This is a genomic window from Pseudoalteromonas rubra (genome assembly GCF_000238295.3).
GTDB classification, from domain to species: domain Bacteria; phylum Pseudomonadota; class Gammaproteobacteria; order Enterobacterales; family Alteromonadaceae; genus Pseudoalteromonas; species Pseudoalteromonas rubra.
The window spans coordinates 42,267-58,350 of sequence record NZ_AHCD03000032.1 but is presented as its reverse complement, the minus strand read 5'-3'; the positions used below and the strand labels follow the sequence as shown (position 1 = coordinate 58,350).

The window sequence follows — 16,084 nt, the reverse complement described above, 5'->3', positions numbered from 1 at the left end:
TTTTATACTTGCCCAAAGCCCGGCCGTTACTGGTCGGGCTTTTTTGTTTGTTATTTGTTCATTTGTGAATTTTAGACTAAATTTAATGTAAGGGTTGACACCGGTGTCAGAAACGTGAGTAAATATAGTGACACCGGTGTCAGGTTGGGGTGAGAGACAACCTGATAGCGTACCTTTGAACGGGTAAATCAAAGCTGCTCAGTACAGGGAGAGCTGTACTGAGCCTTTTCCTCTAACAATAGAGAGTTGAATTATGTTGCATCCTCGAATTCATGAAGTCACTCAACGCGTTATCACTCGCAGTCAGCAATCTCGTCATGCCTATCTTGAGCGTATCGAACAAGCAAAAAAACAAACTCGAGTCAGAGCCGGACTAGGCTGTGGTAACCTGGCACACGTGATGGCGGCCTGTTCGAGCAGTGACAAAGCCAGATTAAAAGCCGATGAGCAGCCAAACCTGGCCATCATCAATGCTTACAATGATATGTTGTCTGCCCACGTGCCTTACAAAGAATATCCGGATCAAATCAAAGCGATTGCAGAAAAATACGATGCAACTGCACAGGTTGCGGGTGGCGTACCAGCAATGTGTGACGGTGTAACGCAAGGTCGTGATGGCATGGAGTTGTCTTTATTCTCACGTGATGTGATTGCAATGTCGACAGCGGTTGCACTCTCACACGATGTGTTTGACGGTGTGTTCTGTCTGGGTGTGTGCGACAAGATTGTTCCGGGACTGCTGATTGGCGCATTATCTTTTGGCCATCTTCCCATTTACTTCCTGCCAGCAGGTCCGATGCAATCAGGTATTCCAAATAAAGAAAAGGCGCGTGTCAGACAGAAGTTTGCACAGGGCCTGGTGAGCCGCGAAGAGCTGTTGGAAGCGGAAAGCGCGTCTTACCACAGTGCCGGCACCTGTACTTTCTACGGTACCGCCAACTCAAACCAAATGCTCATGGAAATTATGGGTCTGCATTTACCGGGCAGCTCATTTATCAATCCATACACTGAGCTGCGCGAAGGCCTGACAGCCAGCGCGGTAGAAACCATGCTGAAGCAACTCCAGGGTGATGACAAAGTAAATAGCCTTGCGGAAGTGGTCAGCGAGAAAACTGTGATTAACGGATTGGTTGGCCTGTTAGCAACGGGGGGATCGACAAACCACGCTATCCACCTGGTTGCGATGGCCAAAGCGGCTGGTGTTGACATCACTTGGAAAGACATGGCTGATTTATCGGAAGTTGTGCCTCTACTGACGCGCATTTATCCAAATGGCTCGGCGGATGTGAATCACTTTCAGGCGGCTGGCGGTATGGGATTCCTGATGCGTGAGTTGCGTGATGCGGGCTACCTGCATAATGACGTAAAAACCATCGTCGGCGAAGGCCTGGATGCATACACCAAAGAACCAGTATTGGATGTGGATCCTTCACTCATCATGACGGACAGCAAGGGTCCTTCAAAAGTGAAGTGGATTGATTGCCCGGCAGATTCTCTGGATGAAGATGTACTCAGACCTGTTTCTAACCCATTCAACAATCAAGGTGGCTTGCAGCTACTGAGTGGCAACCTGGGTAAATCAGTGATAAAAGTGTCGGCCGTTGCAGAGCAACATCAGGTGGTATCGGCGCCTGCCAAAGTATTTAGTTCGCAAGCCGCACTGCAAGAAGCTTACACACGAGGCGAGCTCAATCAGGACTTTATTGCGGTTATCAAAGAGCAAGGCCCTAAGGCAAAAGGGATGCCTGAATTACATAAATTAACGCCAGTCATGGCGAGCTTGCAGGATGAAGGCTTCAAGGTTGCCATCGTGACAGACGGCCGCATGTCAGGCGCGTCAGGCAAGGTACCTGCGGCTATCCACCTGGCTCCGGAAGCCGTTGAAGGTGGCCCGATTGCGAAAGTACGAGAAGGCGATCTGATCACATTAGATGCACCGAAAGGTGAGCTGTTACTGCATGTGAGCGACGAAGAGCTTGCACAGCGTGAGATTGAACTAACGGAAGTTGGTCCAACTTTTGGTACGGGTCGTGAGTTATTTAGCGGCTTTAGAAATATTGTCAGCAGCGCCGACTTAGGTGCGAGTGCATTCGGCATAGAAGAATAATAGCAACTGGGAATGAGGACATTATGAGCATTAAAGAGATTTTATCAGCGGCACCGGTAGTACCCGTTATTGTCATTGATGATTTAGAAGATGCAGTGCCATTAGCACAGGCATTATACCGCGGTGGTCTTCGCGCGTTGGAGGTGACATTGCGTACGCCAGTTGCTGCACAAGCAGTAAAGGCGATGAAAGAAGCGGTACCAGAGGCCTATGTCGGGACAGGAACTGTGGTCGACAAAGCCTCGTTTGACGCTTCTGTTGAGGCTGGCGCCGACTTTATGGTGAGCCCGGGTGTCAGCTCAGAATTGCTGGCGCTGGCAAAAGAATCTGATATTCCATTTCTGCCTGGTGCGGCGACACCTAGCGAAGCGATGGAACTGGCAGCGCAGGGCTTTAAGTTTCTTAAGTTTTTCCCGGCAGAAGCCGCAGGTGGCACGGCAATGCTGAAATCAATCGGTGGTCCATTACCTCAGGTGACGTTTTGCCCAACAGGTGGGATCAGCTTAGCAACAGCACCCAACTACCTGGCACTAAGCAATGTAATTTGTGTTGGTGGGACCTGGATGCTCGATAAAACACTTATCGCAAACAAAGACTGGCAAGCCATCGAAGCGCTTGCTCGACAAGCAAGTGAAGTAAACTAATTTAGGGGAATAGGGTTATGATTAATATTGCAATTAATGGCTATGGCCGTATCGGTCGAAATGTACTGAGAGCACTTTACGAATCAGGTCAAAATGACCAAATCAAGATTGTTGCGATCAATGATTTGGCACCTGCACAGACTAACGCACACCTGACTCAGTTTGACTCTGTACATGGACGCTTTAACTTCCCTGTTGAATTGAAAGACAACACGCTGATCGTTGGCGAAGATAAGATCACGCTGACCCAGGAACGTGACCCTGAGCAGTTACCGTGGCGTGATCTGAATGTTGACATCGTGCTTGAATGTACCGGTTTGTTTACCTCACGTGAAACAGCGGGCAAGCATATCACTGCGGGCGCTAAGAAAGTCATCGTGTCTGCGCCTGGTACGGATATGGATGCTACGGTTGTCCACGGTGTGAACAGTGATGTACTAAATGCAGACAGCACCATTATTTCAAACGCGTCTTGTACAACTAACTGCCTGGCGCCAGTTGCAAAAGCACTGAACGATACCATAGGTATTGAGCAGGGCAGCATGACCACCATTCATGCTTATACCAATGACCAGAACCTGTGTGATGTATATCACAAAGATCTGTACCGTGCGCGTAGCGCCACACAGTCTATGATCCCGACTAAAACTGGTGCCGCTAAAGCGGTCGGTCTGGTGCTACCTGAGCTGGCGGGTAAACTGGATGGCATGGCAGTACGTGTGCCTACCGTTAATGTCTCTGTGGTTGATCTGACCTTTATCGCTAAACGTGAAACATCCGCTGCGGAAGTTAATGAGATCCTTCAGGGAGCTGCAGAAGGTGCAATGGCAGGCATCCTAGAGTATAACACTTTGCCGCTGGTATCTGTGGACTTCAATCATAACCCGGCTTCTTCTGTCTTTGATGCGACGCAGACGAAAGTGGATGGAAAACTGGTTAAAGTGATGGCCTGGTATGACAACGAGTGGGGCTTCTCAAATCGTATGCTTGACCAGGCAAAAGCATTGGCTGCGTTCCTTTAAGTAGTACGCTTAACAGCAATTAATTTCTTGCGTCATTTTAGCCCCACACCATGTGGGGCTTTTTTGTACGTGCTTTTTTAATCAAAGCCGTGTGTTTACCTTTTTTAACGCCAAAGTTGGTTTATTAGGCGCGTGGTGTTTGCACCTTAGGGTTGATTTTTATTACACTGCGCACAATTTTAATTAACGACAAAGAAATAACATGAAAGAAGGGTTTAAAGTACCTCATACGCTCATCCTGCTGTTGTCTATGATGCTGGTGGCATATATTGCGACCTGGCTGGTTCCGCAAGGTTTTTTCGACACCGTCACACTCGATAATGGCCGTCAGGCTGTCGTGCCCGGCACTTATGCACTTGCTGAAGCACAAACTCATTTAACGCCCATGGACTTCCTGGTTGCTATTCCGCGCGCATTTGCTGCTGCACAAGATGTTATTTTCTTTGTTTTCATTGTTGGTGGTGTTCTGTCAATTGCACGTGCAACGGGTACCATTGATGCTTTGATCGGCCGCTTGCTTGAGCGATTTGGTCATAAGCCAAATATTCTGATCTTTATGGTGGTGTTTTGTTTTGCACTGGCATCCGGTGCGATTGGTACTGCGGGCGAATATATTCCCTTCGTCCTCATTCTGGTGGGGCTGTGTAAAGCAATGCGCCTTGATGCGATGACCGCTGTGGGTATGGTCGTGGCAGGGTATGGGATTGGTTATGGTGTGTCAGCCTTTAACCCCTTTACCGTGATGGTGGCTCAAAAGGTTGCGGATATTCCGGTTTACTCAGGTATTGAGCTTCGATTGGCGATTTTCCTACCGTTTGTTTTAATTGGTTTCCATCACGTATGGAGCTATGCCAAAAAAGTACAGGCAAACCCTGAATTATCCCTGACGAAAGGCCTGCCTTGTCCGCTTGCTGGTTCAGCAGAAGCAAATTACCCGACGCTTAATAAGCGCCACCAAATGATCTTGTTTGGCCTAGTTGCTGCCATTATCACGGCTGTCTGGGGTATTTCTCAAAAGGGCTGGTATCTGTATGAGCTGGGTGCGGTGTTTATCTCCTGGGGTATTTTCACGACGTTAGTGGGCCAGATCGGTGCTGACCGCGCTGCAAATGAGTTTATTGAAGGCGTGAAAGACCTGGCAAGTACGGCCATCCTGATTGGTGTGGCTAGGGGTATCGCGTTAATTATGGAAGATGGGCAGATCTTGCACACCCTGGTTTACGCTATGTCATCGCCACTTTCACATTTAGGTGCTGAGCTGGCTGCGGTCGGCATGTTCATTATGCAAACCTTGTTGAACCTGTTCATTCCTTCGGGCAGTGGTCAGGCATATGTCACTATGCCACTGATGGCACCGGTTGGTGACATTATTGGTGTGTATCGTCAGGTTGCAGTGCTTGCCTACCAGTTTGGTGATGGTTTCTCTAATATGATTATTCCGACCAATGCTGTGCTGATGGGTATCATCGGAATGGCCGGTGTACCTTATCATTTATGGTTCCGATTCTGTCTGCCGCTATTCGGTAAGTTGATGCTGGCAGCGTCAGTGGTATTGGTGCTTGCGGTTACATTTGGTTATGGTGAAGATGTACAGCCAAAAGTGAGTGCAACGACACAGGTGCAATCGTAATATCTATCAGCTCGCAGAGTATCCGCTCTGCGAGCAATCTCTTCGCTCGCCGCCCAGCCCCTTCTGAATCCTCTCTACCCTAATTAATGCTAGTTCTAGCTTTTAGTGTGTTACCTACTCAGCTTGTTGTTTTTATGACACCGTTCACAAACTGGGTTTTGGGTATTTTTGTTGCCTTTTGTGTTGTTTTGTAAATATATTTTTGTATTTTTGTGCTTGACAGTGGAAAAGTTGAAGTGCTAGTAATAGAGGTGAACCCAAAAAAGGAACTGTACAATGAAAATAAAGAAACAGCCTCTTGCTTGTCTTATCGCGACACTGCTCAGTGTAAGCGCTTCTGCAACAACCGATCGTGACTATCAACATCGCTGGCTTGATCCAAATGGGGATCCTATGCTTGCATTGCAGTGGAACTTACTGAATTCGGGTGCACTGGCAAATACCCAGTCTGGGATTGACCTGAACTTGTGGCAGACGCATATCTGGGGTCACAAAGGACAGGATATTCTGGTAGCAGTCGTGGATTCGGGTGTGGACATGGAACATGCAGACTTAGATGCCAATACGATAGATGATCCCTCTATTAATCCACAACCCAATGCTGGTGGCGACCATGGCACTATGGTGGCCGGGATAATCGCAGCGGTACAAAACAACATAGGTGTGCGTGGAGTTGCGCCAATGGCAAAGGTTACGGCATTTACCAATTATGGCGGAACCTTTGAAAGTCATGAGCAGTGGAAGATAAGTCATGGTTATGATGGTGACCTTTCGGATAACTCAACCACAGATCGGATCCGTATTTTCAATAAAAGTTATGGTATGAGTCCGTCGGTGAGTCTGCCTTATACCTTTTCAAAAACCATTCAGGATAGCCAGGGTAAAGATATCCTGATGTTTAGCCAGCCTGAGCAGGAAAAGGTCTATGAAGCGGTTTCTCTGTCCACTGAACAGGATCCCCGCACCGCAGTCTACGTGCAGGCAGCCGGAAATTCATATCGGGATTCTCGCATTCACTATTTTACAGACACAGGGTTAGACTTTTTCGGCTACAGTTTTCCCGTTGGCGGTAATTATGGCTTGCCCTGGACAAACGGTAACTCACTTTATACTCCTGCGAACTTCTGGAATCTGACGGTCAGTGCGCTGAGTGCCGATGGTGTGTTGTCTGAGTACTCGACAGTAGGGAGTAATGTGTTTCTGACTGCCCCTGGTGGATTGGACAGGGGCACCCCGGGGCATGCGACTACGCGTATTTCATGCGCCTGGTATCAGGAAAACATTGATGCAAACTTCAATTGTAATGGAGACGATGATTTTACTGTACGTATGAATGGTACATCGTCAGCGGCACCAAATACGTCGGGTGCTGTTGCGTTGCTGCTTTCTGCTGCGCAGCAACAGAACCATGACCTGACACCGCGCGACATCCGTCATCTCCTGGCGCGTACAGCAACAAAAGTGGATCCGACACGCGCCGACATCGACGTGAATGGTATTACAGCATTTGAAGGGTGGAGCACCAACGCAGCAGGGCATGTATTTTCGCCTTACTATGGCTTTGGCTTGATAGACGTAGACAAAGCAACTGAGCTGGTGCGCCGTTATGCAATCGAACAACTCCCTTCTGAGTTGGTTAAGACACCCTGGTATGGTCTGAATGACGTTGTGAACGCAACCATTGTGGATGATGCCAGCCAGACGACAACAGCAAGCATTAATATAACTGATGACTTGTTTATTGAAGGTGTTCAGATCCGATTAAATGCACGACATGCACGTATTTCAGATTTGAAAGTAGAGCTGGAGTCACCGAATGGTACCCGTAGTATCCTGATGTCACCCTTTAATAACTTGATAGGGCAGCATTTAGGCTTGCCAGAGCAGTCACCTGGGAGTCAGGATGGCTATACAGATCATCTGATGCTCAGTTATAAATTTTGGGATGAGAAAGCCAATGCAGGCAACGGCCAGTGGAAGCTACACATCACAGATATGAGTAACGAAACCCGGGCTTTCGGGATCTTTGACTTCGTCAACGGGGGTCAAGTTCGTGCGGTAGAGAACAACCCTGAGGCTGGTGTGTTACAAGGCTGGTCTATCCGTATTCTGGGTCATAAAACGAAAGTCACGAAGAAGAAAACGCTGTAAACCCTTGAGATGGTTGCAAGGGCAACCAGTAAACCAAAACGCCGTGTCTCATTGAGATACGGCGTTTTGAGATGAGTCGTGTTGCAACGGTTAGTTTAATTTAAGCTCAAAACTACCTGTCACCTCTTCGTCTTTGAACGTGCCTAATGGCAGCGTAAAGTCAAATTCCGCTTTGATGTGCGTGTCAGTGTTGTCGCGTGACAAATCAATGGTTCCCCAGCTGTTCTTAAGGCCACTGAGCTCTGGGAATACAGGGGTACTTAGCTGCGCATATTTTTGGTCTAAACCGTGTACATTGCTAATTGAAGCGAATGGAGAATCTGGTGCGTCATCCATTACGAATTTCAATAACAATGGGCTGCCTTCGTACTCGCTGGCGAGTCGCAAAGTCGTCGCTGTGGCACTGTCCACTACGTTAGTACCGCCGGTTTCAAGCGCTTCGACAGTCGTCGTCGCAATGATACCGCAGACTTGAGTTGTTTCACTCAACTCAGGGTAGTTAGTGAAGTTGACAGATAACTGACCAAAACTGTCTTTTTGGGTGTCACTGACGTGTTTGAATGTGCTGGTAGCCGCAACGTTTTCGCCACACATTCTGGTAATGGTAAAGCTGTTCTCATTCTGAGTGAGTACTGTTGAGCCTGTCCCTTCTGTACAGTCAATATCCGTGTAGAACTCGGCAATCTTGACGCTGCTGTTTTGCTGCTCTCCACATACACGTGCAGTAAATGCCGGATCATTTTGGTCTACATTGATAATATCCATAGGGCGAGTGAGCTTAACTACTACATTATTAAACCCACCGTCATCACGCTGCGTTTTGATATATTGGTGTGCTGTTTCTGTCCAGGTACTGCCAAAAGTGAGCACACTTAAATCAAGCGCCTCTACAACGTTGCCAGTATTTGGTTGAGGTGCAATGATCTTTGTATCTGTATCGGCAACTGACACAGAGCTAAATTGATTCACAAACCCTATCACGTTAGAGGAGTCTTCCAGTTTTACGGAGATACTTAAAGAGGATTGTTGGCTGACTTCCGGGGCGGTGAATGTAATGGTATCACTGCCTTGGCCTGTAAATGGCACATCGCCATTTACGCCACGTACTGTCCAGGTAAAAGTGAGGTTTTTAGCATTGTTGCCTGTGGTATTTAATGAGAGGGTGACTTCCTCACCTTCGTTCACATCGATAAAAGAAGGAAGCTCTGTATAAGTCACTCTGTTTTCATTGATTGAAGTGCTTGGAGTATCGCCATCGTCGGAACCGCCGCCGCATGCAGCAAGGGACAGAGCCATAGTGACGCATAAGAAGAGCTTTTTATTGGGGAAGAGTCTCATATTGAAGTTTACTCGCATTTCGTTTAAAAAGCCGGCATGTTAGTGCTTATTAGCTACGTAAACAATAGTGATTGATGAATGATTGTAAACAACGGAAGGAAGGCAGGCTACCAGCCAGTAACTGGCAGCCTGTATGAGGTTATTTTGGTTAGAATGTCGCGCGGTAGCGAACACCGAACTCGCTGGCATCATTGCTCTTGATCACCAGGATATAGTCTCCAGTATTCAGGCGTGCATCATCATAACGCTCATCAAAGATGTTACGACCATACAAAGAAATATCCCAGTTGGTGTTGGCTGGTGCGTAAGAGATATCAAAGTTGACTGTGGTACGGTCATCGATTTGTGTCATGCGACGCGGATCTGAGCTTGGCTCACCGTACATGCTGTCGCGGTATGAGATATCGAAACGCGTGTTGACGGTTGCATTGTTGCTCAGTTCGAATTCATAAGACGGGCTGATAGAAGCGGTCCACTCAGGCGTGAGCGGGGCAACCGGCTTAATGCCGTTTTGCTCTTCCACATCCACATCCATGAAGCCGAAGCTTGAATGCAGGGTAAAGCGGTCTGTAACATAGTAGGTGCTTTCAAATTCGATACCGCGTGAAGTTTGCTCAACGATCAGGTTGTTTGTGTCGAATCCTGAGTCCGTTACCACGTTCACCTGGTATGGTAGGTCTTCATACTCTGTATTGAAAAACGCCACACTCATGCTGAAGTCGTCAGTCAATTGACCTTTAAAACCGGTTTCATAGTTGATGGCGCTGATGTTTTCACTTGCCATGAAAGCATTATTGGCACGTACAGCGGCAGCGGCATTCGGGTTGTCAAAACCGCCTTCGCCGAAGAATTGACCGATCAGGAAATACGGACGAGCAGGGTACTGACCAGACTGATAACCCGTTTGAACCGTACCGTACCAGTTCAGACCATTTTCAAAGGTATAGTTGGCAGCCGCTTCCCATGAAATTTCATCCCAGTCTTTGCTGGAAGAAATGGTGCCGACAGGGTCAAATACGTTAGTCGATGCTTCTTTTTCATCTTCTGTGTAACGTACACCACCGGTCAGACGCAGATCATCTGTCAGGTCATATCCCAGGTTGAAAAATACGGCGCGGCTGGTGGTTTCCTGATCCAACTCAAGTTTAGTTGGGCCACCGTCAAAGCTTGCTTCGTCTGAACTCTGGCGGTTGCTGCCCTCTTCGTTAAACCAGTACAGGCCAGTTACGAAATCCGCGCGACCCAGGTAGCCAGTTAGTTGCAGCTCAACAGACGTCTGATCAGCTTCACCACGTTCTGGATAGTGATCGAGCGCGATAGCTGTACCATCATCATCCAGGCCTGCTTTGTACTCAGAAGAGCGTTTGCTGAAGATAAACTTAGTGCCAAAATCGGCATTGATGTCGTATTCGGCAGTCAATGAGATACCGTTCGCTTTGTTTGAAACGGTTGCTGTTTCTATGCTGCTGGTTGCATTGTCATACGGGTCGGCAGCGACCATAGAGTTACGCAGGCCTGCTTTATATAGACGGCCTTCCGGCATTTCATCAATTAAAACTGTAAATGGGCGTGTACCACCTTCACCGTCATTGGCGTCAGCAGTCAGAACTAAACGCAGATCATCAGTGGGTGTGTATTTAACGGACACTCGACCGTGGAATTCCTGATTCTCACCCACATCGTATTCAGCATTTGGCAGGTTAGTAAATTCACCCAGTCCACCGCGGCGGTTAAAGCCCATATTAAAGTTGAACGCCAGCTCATCAGTTACAGCCTGGTTAGTGAACATGCTTGCTTTGATGCGGCCACGTGTGCCTGTCTCCGCGCTAACCTTAGTTACTGCTTGCTGGTCTGGCTGCTTAGTGATGATGTTAATGGCACCACCAATTGAGTTACGACCATATAAGGTACCCTGAGGGCCACGCAGCACTTCAATACGCTCGATATTAGCCAGGTTCCAGTTTTGACCTACCTGGCGACCTAAATAAACACCGTCTACATAGACACTGACACCTGGATCTGTGGTGATGAGGTGGTCTTGCAAGCCGATGCCACGAATAAATGGGTTTGCAGACGAGTTATGACCTGCAGAAAAGCCTGTGATATTCAAGTTTGGAACAAATTTGCCCACATCAGTGATGTCAGAGATACCTTGCGCATCCAGATCATCTCCTGAGAATGCACTCATAGCGATCGGTACTTCATAGATAACCTGTGAACGTTTGGTCGCGGTTACTGTGATGGCTTCGATTTTTGATTTCTCAGCTTGTGCTTCTTCTGCTAGAACTGGGGCAGAAGATAAGCCGGCCATTGCCAGTGCCATGGCGGTTGCGATCGGAGTAAGATTGCGTGCTGTGGTGCTCATGTATGTTCCTCAAGTTAGAAACGGTTAATTTTAAATCTCGTGTGTGGTGGTTTCTGCGAGGGAAGTCGCCAACCGGGTTGAATGGCTATCACTGAGCTGGCTTTTGACATTTATAAAATTGACGCGCACAAAAAAGCAATCACCATAAGGGGACTGCATAACTTTTATTAACAAGAATTTTAAAAATGAAAGGCCAGCAAAAGCTGCTATTCGGTTGGGCGTGCATTCTACAATGGAATGAAATAATTTTGCAATAAAACTTGGTTAAAAATTTTTATTTTGCTCGATTTTTGCATAGCATTGTCGGTGTATTCGGTAATTTTACATGAATGTACCTTTTTAGTAAAAACTCGCGACAGTTAGAGTTATTGTGCTGTAATTTGCAATTATGTACGCCTGCCCATTTTGATTTTCTTTTAAAACCTGTGCTAGCGTTGTAGTTTGGACCCGAAATAGGGTGTGACCGTCTCAGGTGCAGGAAGGAAGTATGGATTTTAAGAGTATCATGTGTGCACTATTAGTGGTGACAGTGTGGGGGGTTAACTTTTCAGTGATCAAACTGGGGCTGGAAGAGTTGCCACCTATTTTATTCTCCGGTTTGCGCTTTTGATTGTGGCCATTCCTGCCGTGTTTTTTATTTCCTTTCCAAAGACCTCTGTGTGGCATGTGCTTGGGGTGGGTTTGTTTCTCGGTGTCATCAAGTTTGGCTTAGTATTTGTTGCAATGGAAAATCATGCCTCAGCAGGCATTGCCTCTTTATTACTTCAGGCACAGGTGGTGTTTACGATTGTACTGAGCGCACTGGTACTGAAAGAGCAAGCTAGTCGGTTTCAGATTGTCGACGCCATCATTGCATGTACTGGGTTTGGGCTGTTCTTTATGAGTCAGACGGGGAGTGTGACTTTGCTGGGGATCGCGTTAATACTGTGTGCGGCTCTGAGTTGGGCGGTGTCAAATCTGATTATGAAGCAACTACAGCAAGTTAACTTGTTACATTTCATGGTCTGGGTCAGTGTGGTGGTCCCTTTACCTCTGTTTGCCTTGTCCTATTATCTGGAAAACGATACGCCGATAAGCCTTGTTCTAAATAGCAGTGGGCAGACCTGGCTGGCTTTACTTTATGTGGGGCCTGTTTCAACGCTGTTGGCATTTGCACTATGGAGCTGGTTGCTTGGCAGGCATCGCGCTGCTGCGGTCACCCCGTTTGCGTTGCTCATTCCTTTGGTCGGCATGGTGAGTGCCAGCGTGATCCTTAACGAGCAAGTCGACACATTAGAGTTGATTGGCGGTGCTGTGATCCTAAGTGGCCTGACATTTTCCGTTTTGGGTGAGCGGCTGTTTCAATTCTTTTCAAGCTCAGCGGTAGTAAAACGAAAAGTTAGCTAACAAATTTGCCGGAGCGGGTGCGGTTAAATTGACCAGTTGTCTTTGCCAATCCGAATATAGCGACCAGATGGACGAATTTTGTTCGTCCTGCAGCAATCAGCGCTAGACAATTGGTCTAAGTCCCTTGAGTATCCCTGCTCAATGTGAAAAAATTCGACACAATTAAAATCCAGTTAACTCACATACGAGGAACACACTATGCGCATTATTTTGCTAGGCGCGCCGGGTGCAGGTAAAGGCACTCAAGCTCAATTTCTAATGGAAAAGTACGGTATTCCACAAATTTCAACAGGCGATATGCTGCGCGCTGCGATCAGCGAAGGTACACCGCTGGGTCTGGAAGCCAAAAAAGTGATGGATGCAGGTCAGCTTGTATCTGATGACATCATCATTGGTCTGGTAAAAGAGCGCGTTGCAAAAGAAGATTGTGCGAATGGTTTCCTGCTAGATGGTTTCCCGCGTACTATCCCTCAGGCAGATGCGATGAAAGAAAATGGCATTGCTGTTGATCACGTTATCGAGTTCGACGTTGCTGATGAAATCATCGTAGAGCGTATGAGCGGTCGCCGCGTGCACCCAGCTTCTGGTCGTGTTTACCACGTTGTGTACAACCCGCCTAAAGTTGAAGGCAAAGACGATCAGACTGGTGAAGATCTGATCATTCGTGCTGATGACACAGAAGAAACAGTACGCAAGCGTCTTGGTATCTACCACGACCAGACTAAACCATTGGTAAGCTACTACCAGTCTGAAGCGGATGCAGGCAATACTCAGTACCACAAACTGGATGGTACTCAGGCTGTTGAAGCGGTAAGCCAGCAACTTGCTGAGCTATTAGGCTAAGCTAGCCTTTAGAGTAAATTAAAAAAGCCAGCTGAGATGCTGGCTTTTTTGTGCCTAATGTTCAGGCTTTTGCGACAATAATTGCCCTGAGCGGAGCCGGGTAACCCTCAATGGTCTTACTGGGGTCGTTTGGATCCAGGAAGTCGGCCAGCGATTCGGTTTGCATCCACTCGGTACGTCTTTGTTCATCCAGCGAGGTCACGTCTTTGTCAACCACCTGTATGTCTTTAAAGCCAACGCGTTGCAGCCATAGTGCAAGCGCATCACAGCTTGGTATGAACCATACATTACGCATTTTTGCGTAGCGATCTGTGGGCACCAGGACAGTGTTAACATCACCTTCGATGACCAGAGTTTCCAATACCAGTTCACCGCCCGGGCGCAACTGAGCTTTCAGCTGAGCCAGGAAGTCAATGGGGGAGCGGCGGTGATACAGAACACCCATTGAGAAGACCGTGTCAAAGGCTTTCAACTCGGGGAGCTGCTCCACTCCCAAAGGCAGCAGATGGACGTTGGGATCTGGATTAAAGTGTTTAACTGCCTGAAACTGACTCAAAAACAGATCTGAAGGATCAATGCCCACCACAAACTCAGCCCCTGCACCGCGCATTCGCCACAGGTGATAACCAGAGCCACAGCCGATATCTAACACATTGCGGCCATGTAAATCGCTGATATGAGGCAATAAGCGATCCCATTTCCAGTCGCTGCGCCATTCGGTGTTTATGTCGATACCATGAACATGAAAAGGGCCCTTGCGCCATGGCATCATGCGTTTGAACAGATGTGTCAGCTGCTTTTGGTGCCCGTCAGAAATGGGGGCTTGGCGCGTAAAAGAAACTTTGCTCTGAATATCAACCTGATCAGCAGGTAAATCAGGCAGGTTTTTTAATACTTTTTCCCATTGTGGCCAGTCGCCATGCTGCGCTTCTTTTTGCCAATGAGACAGTTGCGCTGGCAGTGTTTCCAGCCAATGGCTGAGTGGGCTTTTTGCAATGGCGGCGTAAAAATCGGTAAACCAGGAATTCATAGTCTTTCTCTTATTTAATCGCAATCATGGAGCAGAAGTTAAAGCACTGATACCACACCTGGGTGTGAGTAAACCCAATCTCCTCGAGGCGATTTCTGTGGGCACTCAGGCTGTCAGTACGCATTACGTTTTCAATGGCAGTGCGTTTTTGGCTGATCTCGAGCTCTGAATAGCCATTGTGTCGCTTGAAGTCATGGTGAAGATCAATTAACAGATTGTCTTTGATATCATTTTCGCCTTTAATTTTCTCAGAGAGCAACAATACACCGCCAGGCTTAAGTCCCTGGTATATCTTTTCCAGTACCGTGGCTCTTTGTTCCTGAGGAATGAACTGTAAAGTAAAGTTCATAGCAACGACGCTGGCGTTGTCGATCGCTAATTCGTTGATGTCGCCCAGCTGCACATCTACCGGGACATCGGACTTAAAGCCCTTAAGATGCATCTGACAGCGCTCAACCATAGGTAAAGAGTTGTCTACTGCGATAATGCGGCAATTCTCTTTGTCGATATTACGGCGCATACTTAGGGTTACAGCGCCCAGTGAGCAGCCCAAATCATACAGGTTAGAGTTACTCTGAGCATACTGTCCTGCCAGTTTGCCCATGGTACTGACTATGGTGGCATAACCCGGCACTGAGCGCTGGATCATGTCCGGAAATACTTCTACTACGTTTGCGTCGAAGGTGAAGTCTCTGACTTCTTGCTCTGTGGCATATATACTGTCTTTGCCCGTCACACTGCTAGTCCAATTTGTCTTAGAAAAAAATAATCATGCTATTTTAGCATTTTATACTAGATAGTCAGTGATAAATTGAGTAGCTTGGCTAGTATTAACAATAAGAAGTAAGTTAGAGAACCAACATGGCGAAAAATAAAGTGATCAGCACAGAAGATATCCTATCCACACTTTGCAACTCAGTGACTGAGGTTTTGTCCTCGGCCAGTGGCAATCAGATTGCCTATTCGGCAATGGTACAGAAGATCACCCGTACCTGTATGCGTCCAGATATTGGTTGTTTTGTCTTGTTTGATGGCGGTTTTACTGGTCTGGTTGTGACCAACTTTACTGCTCAGGCTGCAATGGAAGTGTATCAGGATTACATGCGTTCAATGGGTATGCCGGAGAGTGAAATCGCACAAAGTCATTTATCAGACGACGTATCCAACGTGATGGGGGAACTGATGAACCAGATCGTTGGTGACTTCACCAGCAAAGTGCGTGAGCAACTTCATACCTCTATCACACAGAACCAGCCTAAAATGATGGCGATCAATAAGCAGGTTCAGATATCGGTTGATACGACCATGGACAGGCCACAGGCACGCCGCGTGACCTTCACCACACAGGGCCAGAATATTTTCTACCTGGAGCTGGCAATGGACAAGACTGAGTTTATCAAGCTACACGATTACGATATCACAGAAGCCGTAGACCCAGATGATATCATCGCCAGCCAGAGATCGAAAAAGGCAGAACCTGCGAAAAAAGCTGAGTCGCCAGCAGAAGATGTGGCAGACGACGACTTTATGGCAGACCTTGGATTATAACGAGTAACACCTAGCCTTCT

General features: G+C 47.5%; 13 protein-coding genes. 9 read left to right on the top strand and 4 right to left on the bottom strand.

All coding sequences use genetic code 11. The annotated features are described in order from the left end of the window. Nucleotides 1-253: 253 nt before the first annotated feature. From edd to PRUB_RS08430, 5 genes are all read left to right on the top strand, one after another. Nucleotides 254-2,107 (top strand): phosphogluconate dehydratase, encoded by a 1,854-nt coding sequence (gene edd / locus PRUB_RS08450; RefSeq protein WP_010385362.1) that lies wholly within the window; start codon nucleotides 254-256, stop codon nucleotides 2,105-2,107. Nucleotides 2,108-2,130: 23 nt separating this feature from the next. After that, nucleotides 2,131-2,751: a bifunctional 4-hydroxy-2-oxoglutarate aldolase/2-dehydro-3-deoxy-phosphogluconate aldolase gene (locus PRUB_RS08445; RefSeq protein WP_010385361.1), complete on the top strand. Its 621-nt coding sequence runs from the start codon at nucleotides 2,131-2,133 to the stop codon at nucleotides 2,749-2,751. A gap of 17 nt (nucleotides 2,752-2,768) precedes the next feature. Further along, the gene (gap, locus tag PRUB_RS08440; RefSeq protein WP_010385360.1) at nucleotides 2,769-3,773 is read left to right on the top strand and encodes a type I glyceraldehyde-3-phosphate dehydrogenase; all 1,005 of its coding nucleotides are present in this window, start codon (nucleotides 2,769-2,771) and stop codon (nucleotides 3,771-3,773) included. A gap of 202 nt (nucleotides 3,774-3,975) precedes the next feature. Continuing rightward, a complete protein-coding gene (locus PRUB_RS08435) occupies nucleotides 3,976-5,403 on the top strand; it encodes a YfcC family protein (RefSeq protein WP_010385359.1) in 1,428 nt (475 codons plus the stop codon). A gap of 276 nt (nucleotides 5,404-5,679) precedes the next feature. After that, nucleotides 5,680-7,554, top strand: coding sequence for a S8 family serine peptidase (locus PRUB_RS08430; protein WP_010385358.1), 1,875 nt, complete (start codon nucleotides 5,680-5,682; stop codon nucleotides 7,552-7,554). Between the two features lie 90 nt (nucleotides 7,555-7,644). Here the strand turns inward: PRUB_RS08430 and PRUB_RS08425 are convergent, their stop codons facing one another. Both PRUB_RS08425 and PRUB_RS08420 read right to left on the bottom strand, forming a co-directional pair. Continuing rightward, entirely contained in the window at nucleotides 7,645-8,850 is a 1,206-nt protein-coding gene (locus tag PRUB_RS08425) for a hypothetical protein (RefSeq protein ID WP_040644984.1), read from the bottom strand. Between the two features lie 190 nt (nucleotides 8,851-9,040). Further along, nucleotides 9,041-11,257, bottom strand: coding sequence for a TonB-dependent receptor (locus PRUB_RS08420; protein ID WP_010385355.1), 2,217 nt, complete (start codon nucleotides 11,255-11,257; stop codon nucleotides 9,041-9,043). Between the two features lie 487 nt (nucleotides 11,258-11,744). Between PRUB_RS08420 and PRUB_RS26590 the strand changes: the two genes are divergently transcribed. The 3 genes from PRUB_RS26590 (at nucleotide 11,745) to adk (ending at nucleotide 13,486) form a co-directional block, all read left to right on the top strand. Then, the gene (locus PRUB_RS26590; RefSeq protein ID WP_277925380.1) at nucleotides 11,745-11,867 is read left to right on the top strand and encodes a hypothetical protein; all 123 of its coding nucleotides are present in this window, start codon (nucleotides 11,745-11,747) and stop codon (nucleotides 11,865-11,867) included. A gap of 47 nt (nucleotides 11,868-11,914) precedes the next feature. Then, a complete protein-coding gene (locus tag PRUB_RS08415) occupies nucleotides 11,915-12,643 on the top strand; it encodes an EamA family transporter (RefSeq protein ID WP_242065227.1) in 729 nt (242 codons plus the stop codon). A gap of 198 nt (nucleotides 12,644-12,841) precedes the next feature. Next, on the top strand, nucleotides 12,842-13,486 hold the full coding sequence (adk, locus tag PRUB_RS08410) for an adenylate kinase (RefSeq protein WP_010385354.1): 645 nt from the start codon (nucleotides 12,842-12,844) through the stop codon (nucleotides 13,484-13,486). Nucleotides 13,487-13,547: 61 nt separating this feature from the next. Here the strand turns inward: adk and cmoB are convergent, their stop codons facing one another. Beyond that, a complete protein-coding gene (cmoB, locus tag PRUB_RS08405) occupies nucleotides 13,548-14,516 on the bottom strand; it encodes a tRNA 5-methoxyuridine(34)/uridine 5-oxyacetic acid(34) synthase CmoB (RefSeq protein WP_010385353.1) in 969 nt (322 codons plus the stop codon). Nucleotides 14,517-14,526: 10 nt separating this feature from the next. Then, nucleotides 14,527-15,252, bottom strand: coding sequence for a carboxy-S-adenosyl-L-methionine synthase CmoA (gene cmoA, locus PRUB_RS08400; RefSeq protein ID WP_010385352.1), 726 nt, complete (start codon nucleotides 15,250-15,252; stop codon nucleotides 14,527-14,529). 125 nt (nucleotides 15,253-15,377) lie between these two features. On the opposite strand from cmoA, the gene PRUB_RS08395 reads away from it, so the two are divergent. Next, nucleotides 15,378-16,064, top strand: a complete 687-nt coding sequence (locus tag PRUB_RS08395; RefSeq protein ID WP_010385351.1) for a DUF3334 family protein — start codon at nucleotides 15,378-15,380, stop codon at nucleotides 16,062-16,064. The last annotated feature ends 20 nt before the right edge of the window (nucleotides 16,065-16,084 follow it).

Coding starts and splice junctions, on each gene's coding strand:
- edd (WP_010385362.1), top strand. CDS start 254: ATGTTGCATCCTCGAATTCATGAAGTCACTCAACGCGTTATCACTCGC.
- PRUB_RS08445 (WP_010385361.1), top strand. CDS start 2,131: ATGAGCATTAAAGAGATTTTATCAGCGGCACCGGTAGTACCCGTTATT.
- gap (WP_010385360.1), top strand. CDS start 2,769: ATGATTAATATTGCAATTAATGGCTATGGCCGTATCGGTCGAAATGTA.
- PRUB_RS08435 (WP_010385359.1), top strand. CDS start 3,976: ATGAAAGAAGGGTTTAAAGTACCTCATACGCTCATCCTGCTGTTGTCT.
- PRUB_RS08430 (WP_010385358.1), top strand. CDS start 5,680: ATGAAAATAAAGAAACAGCCTCTTGCTTGTCTTATCGCGACACTGCTC.
- PRUB_RS08425 (WP_040644984.1), bottom strand. CDS start 8,850: ATGGCTCTGTCCCTTGCTGCATGCGGCGGCGGTTCCGACGATGGCGAT.
- PRUB_RS08420 (WP_010385355.1), bottom strand. CDS start 11,257: ATGAGCACCACAGCACGCAATCTTACTCCGATCGCAACCGCCATGGCA.
- PRUB_RS26590 (WP_277925380.1), top strand. CDS start 11,745: ATGGATTTTAAGAGTATCATGTGTGCACTATTAGTGGTGACAGTGTGG.
- adk (WP_010385354.1), top strand. CDS start 12,842: ATGCGCATTATTTTGCTAGGCGCGCCGGGTGCAGGTAAAGGCACTCAA.
- cmoB (WP_010385353.1), bottom strand. CDS start 14,516: ATGAATTCCTGGTTTACCGATTTTTACGCCGCCATTGCAAAAAGCCCA.
- PRUB_RS08395 (WP_010385351.1), top strand. CDS start 15,378: ATGGCGAAAAATAAAGTGATCAGCACAGAAGATATCCTATCCACACTT.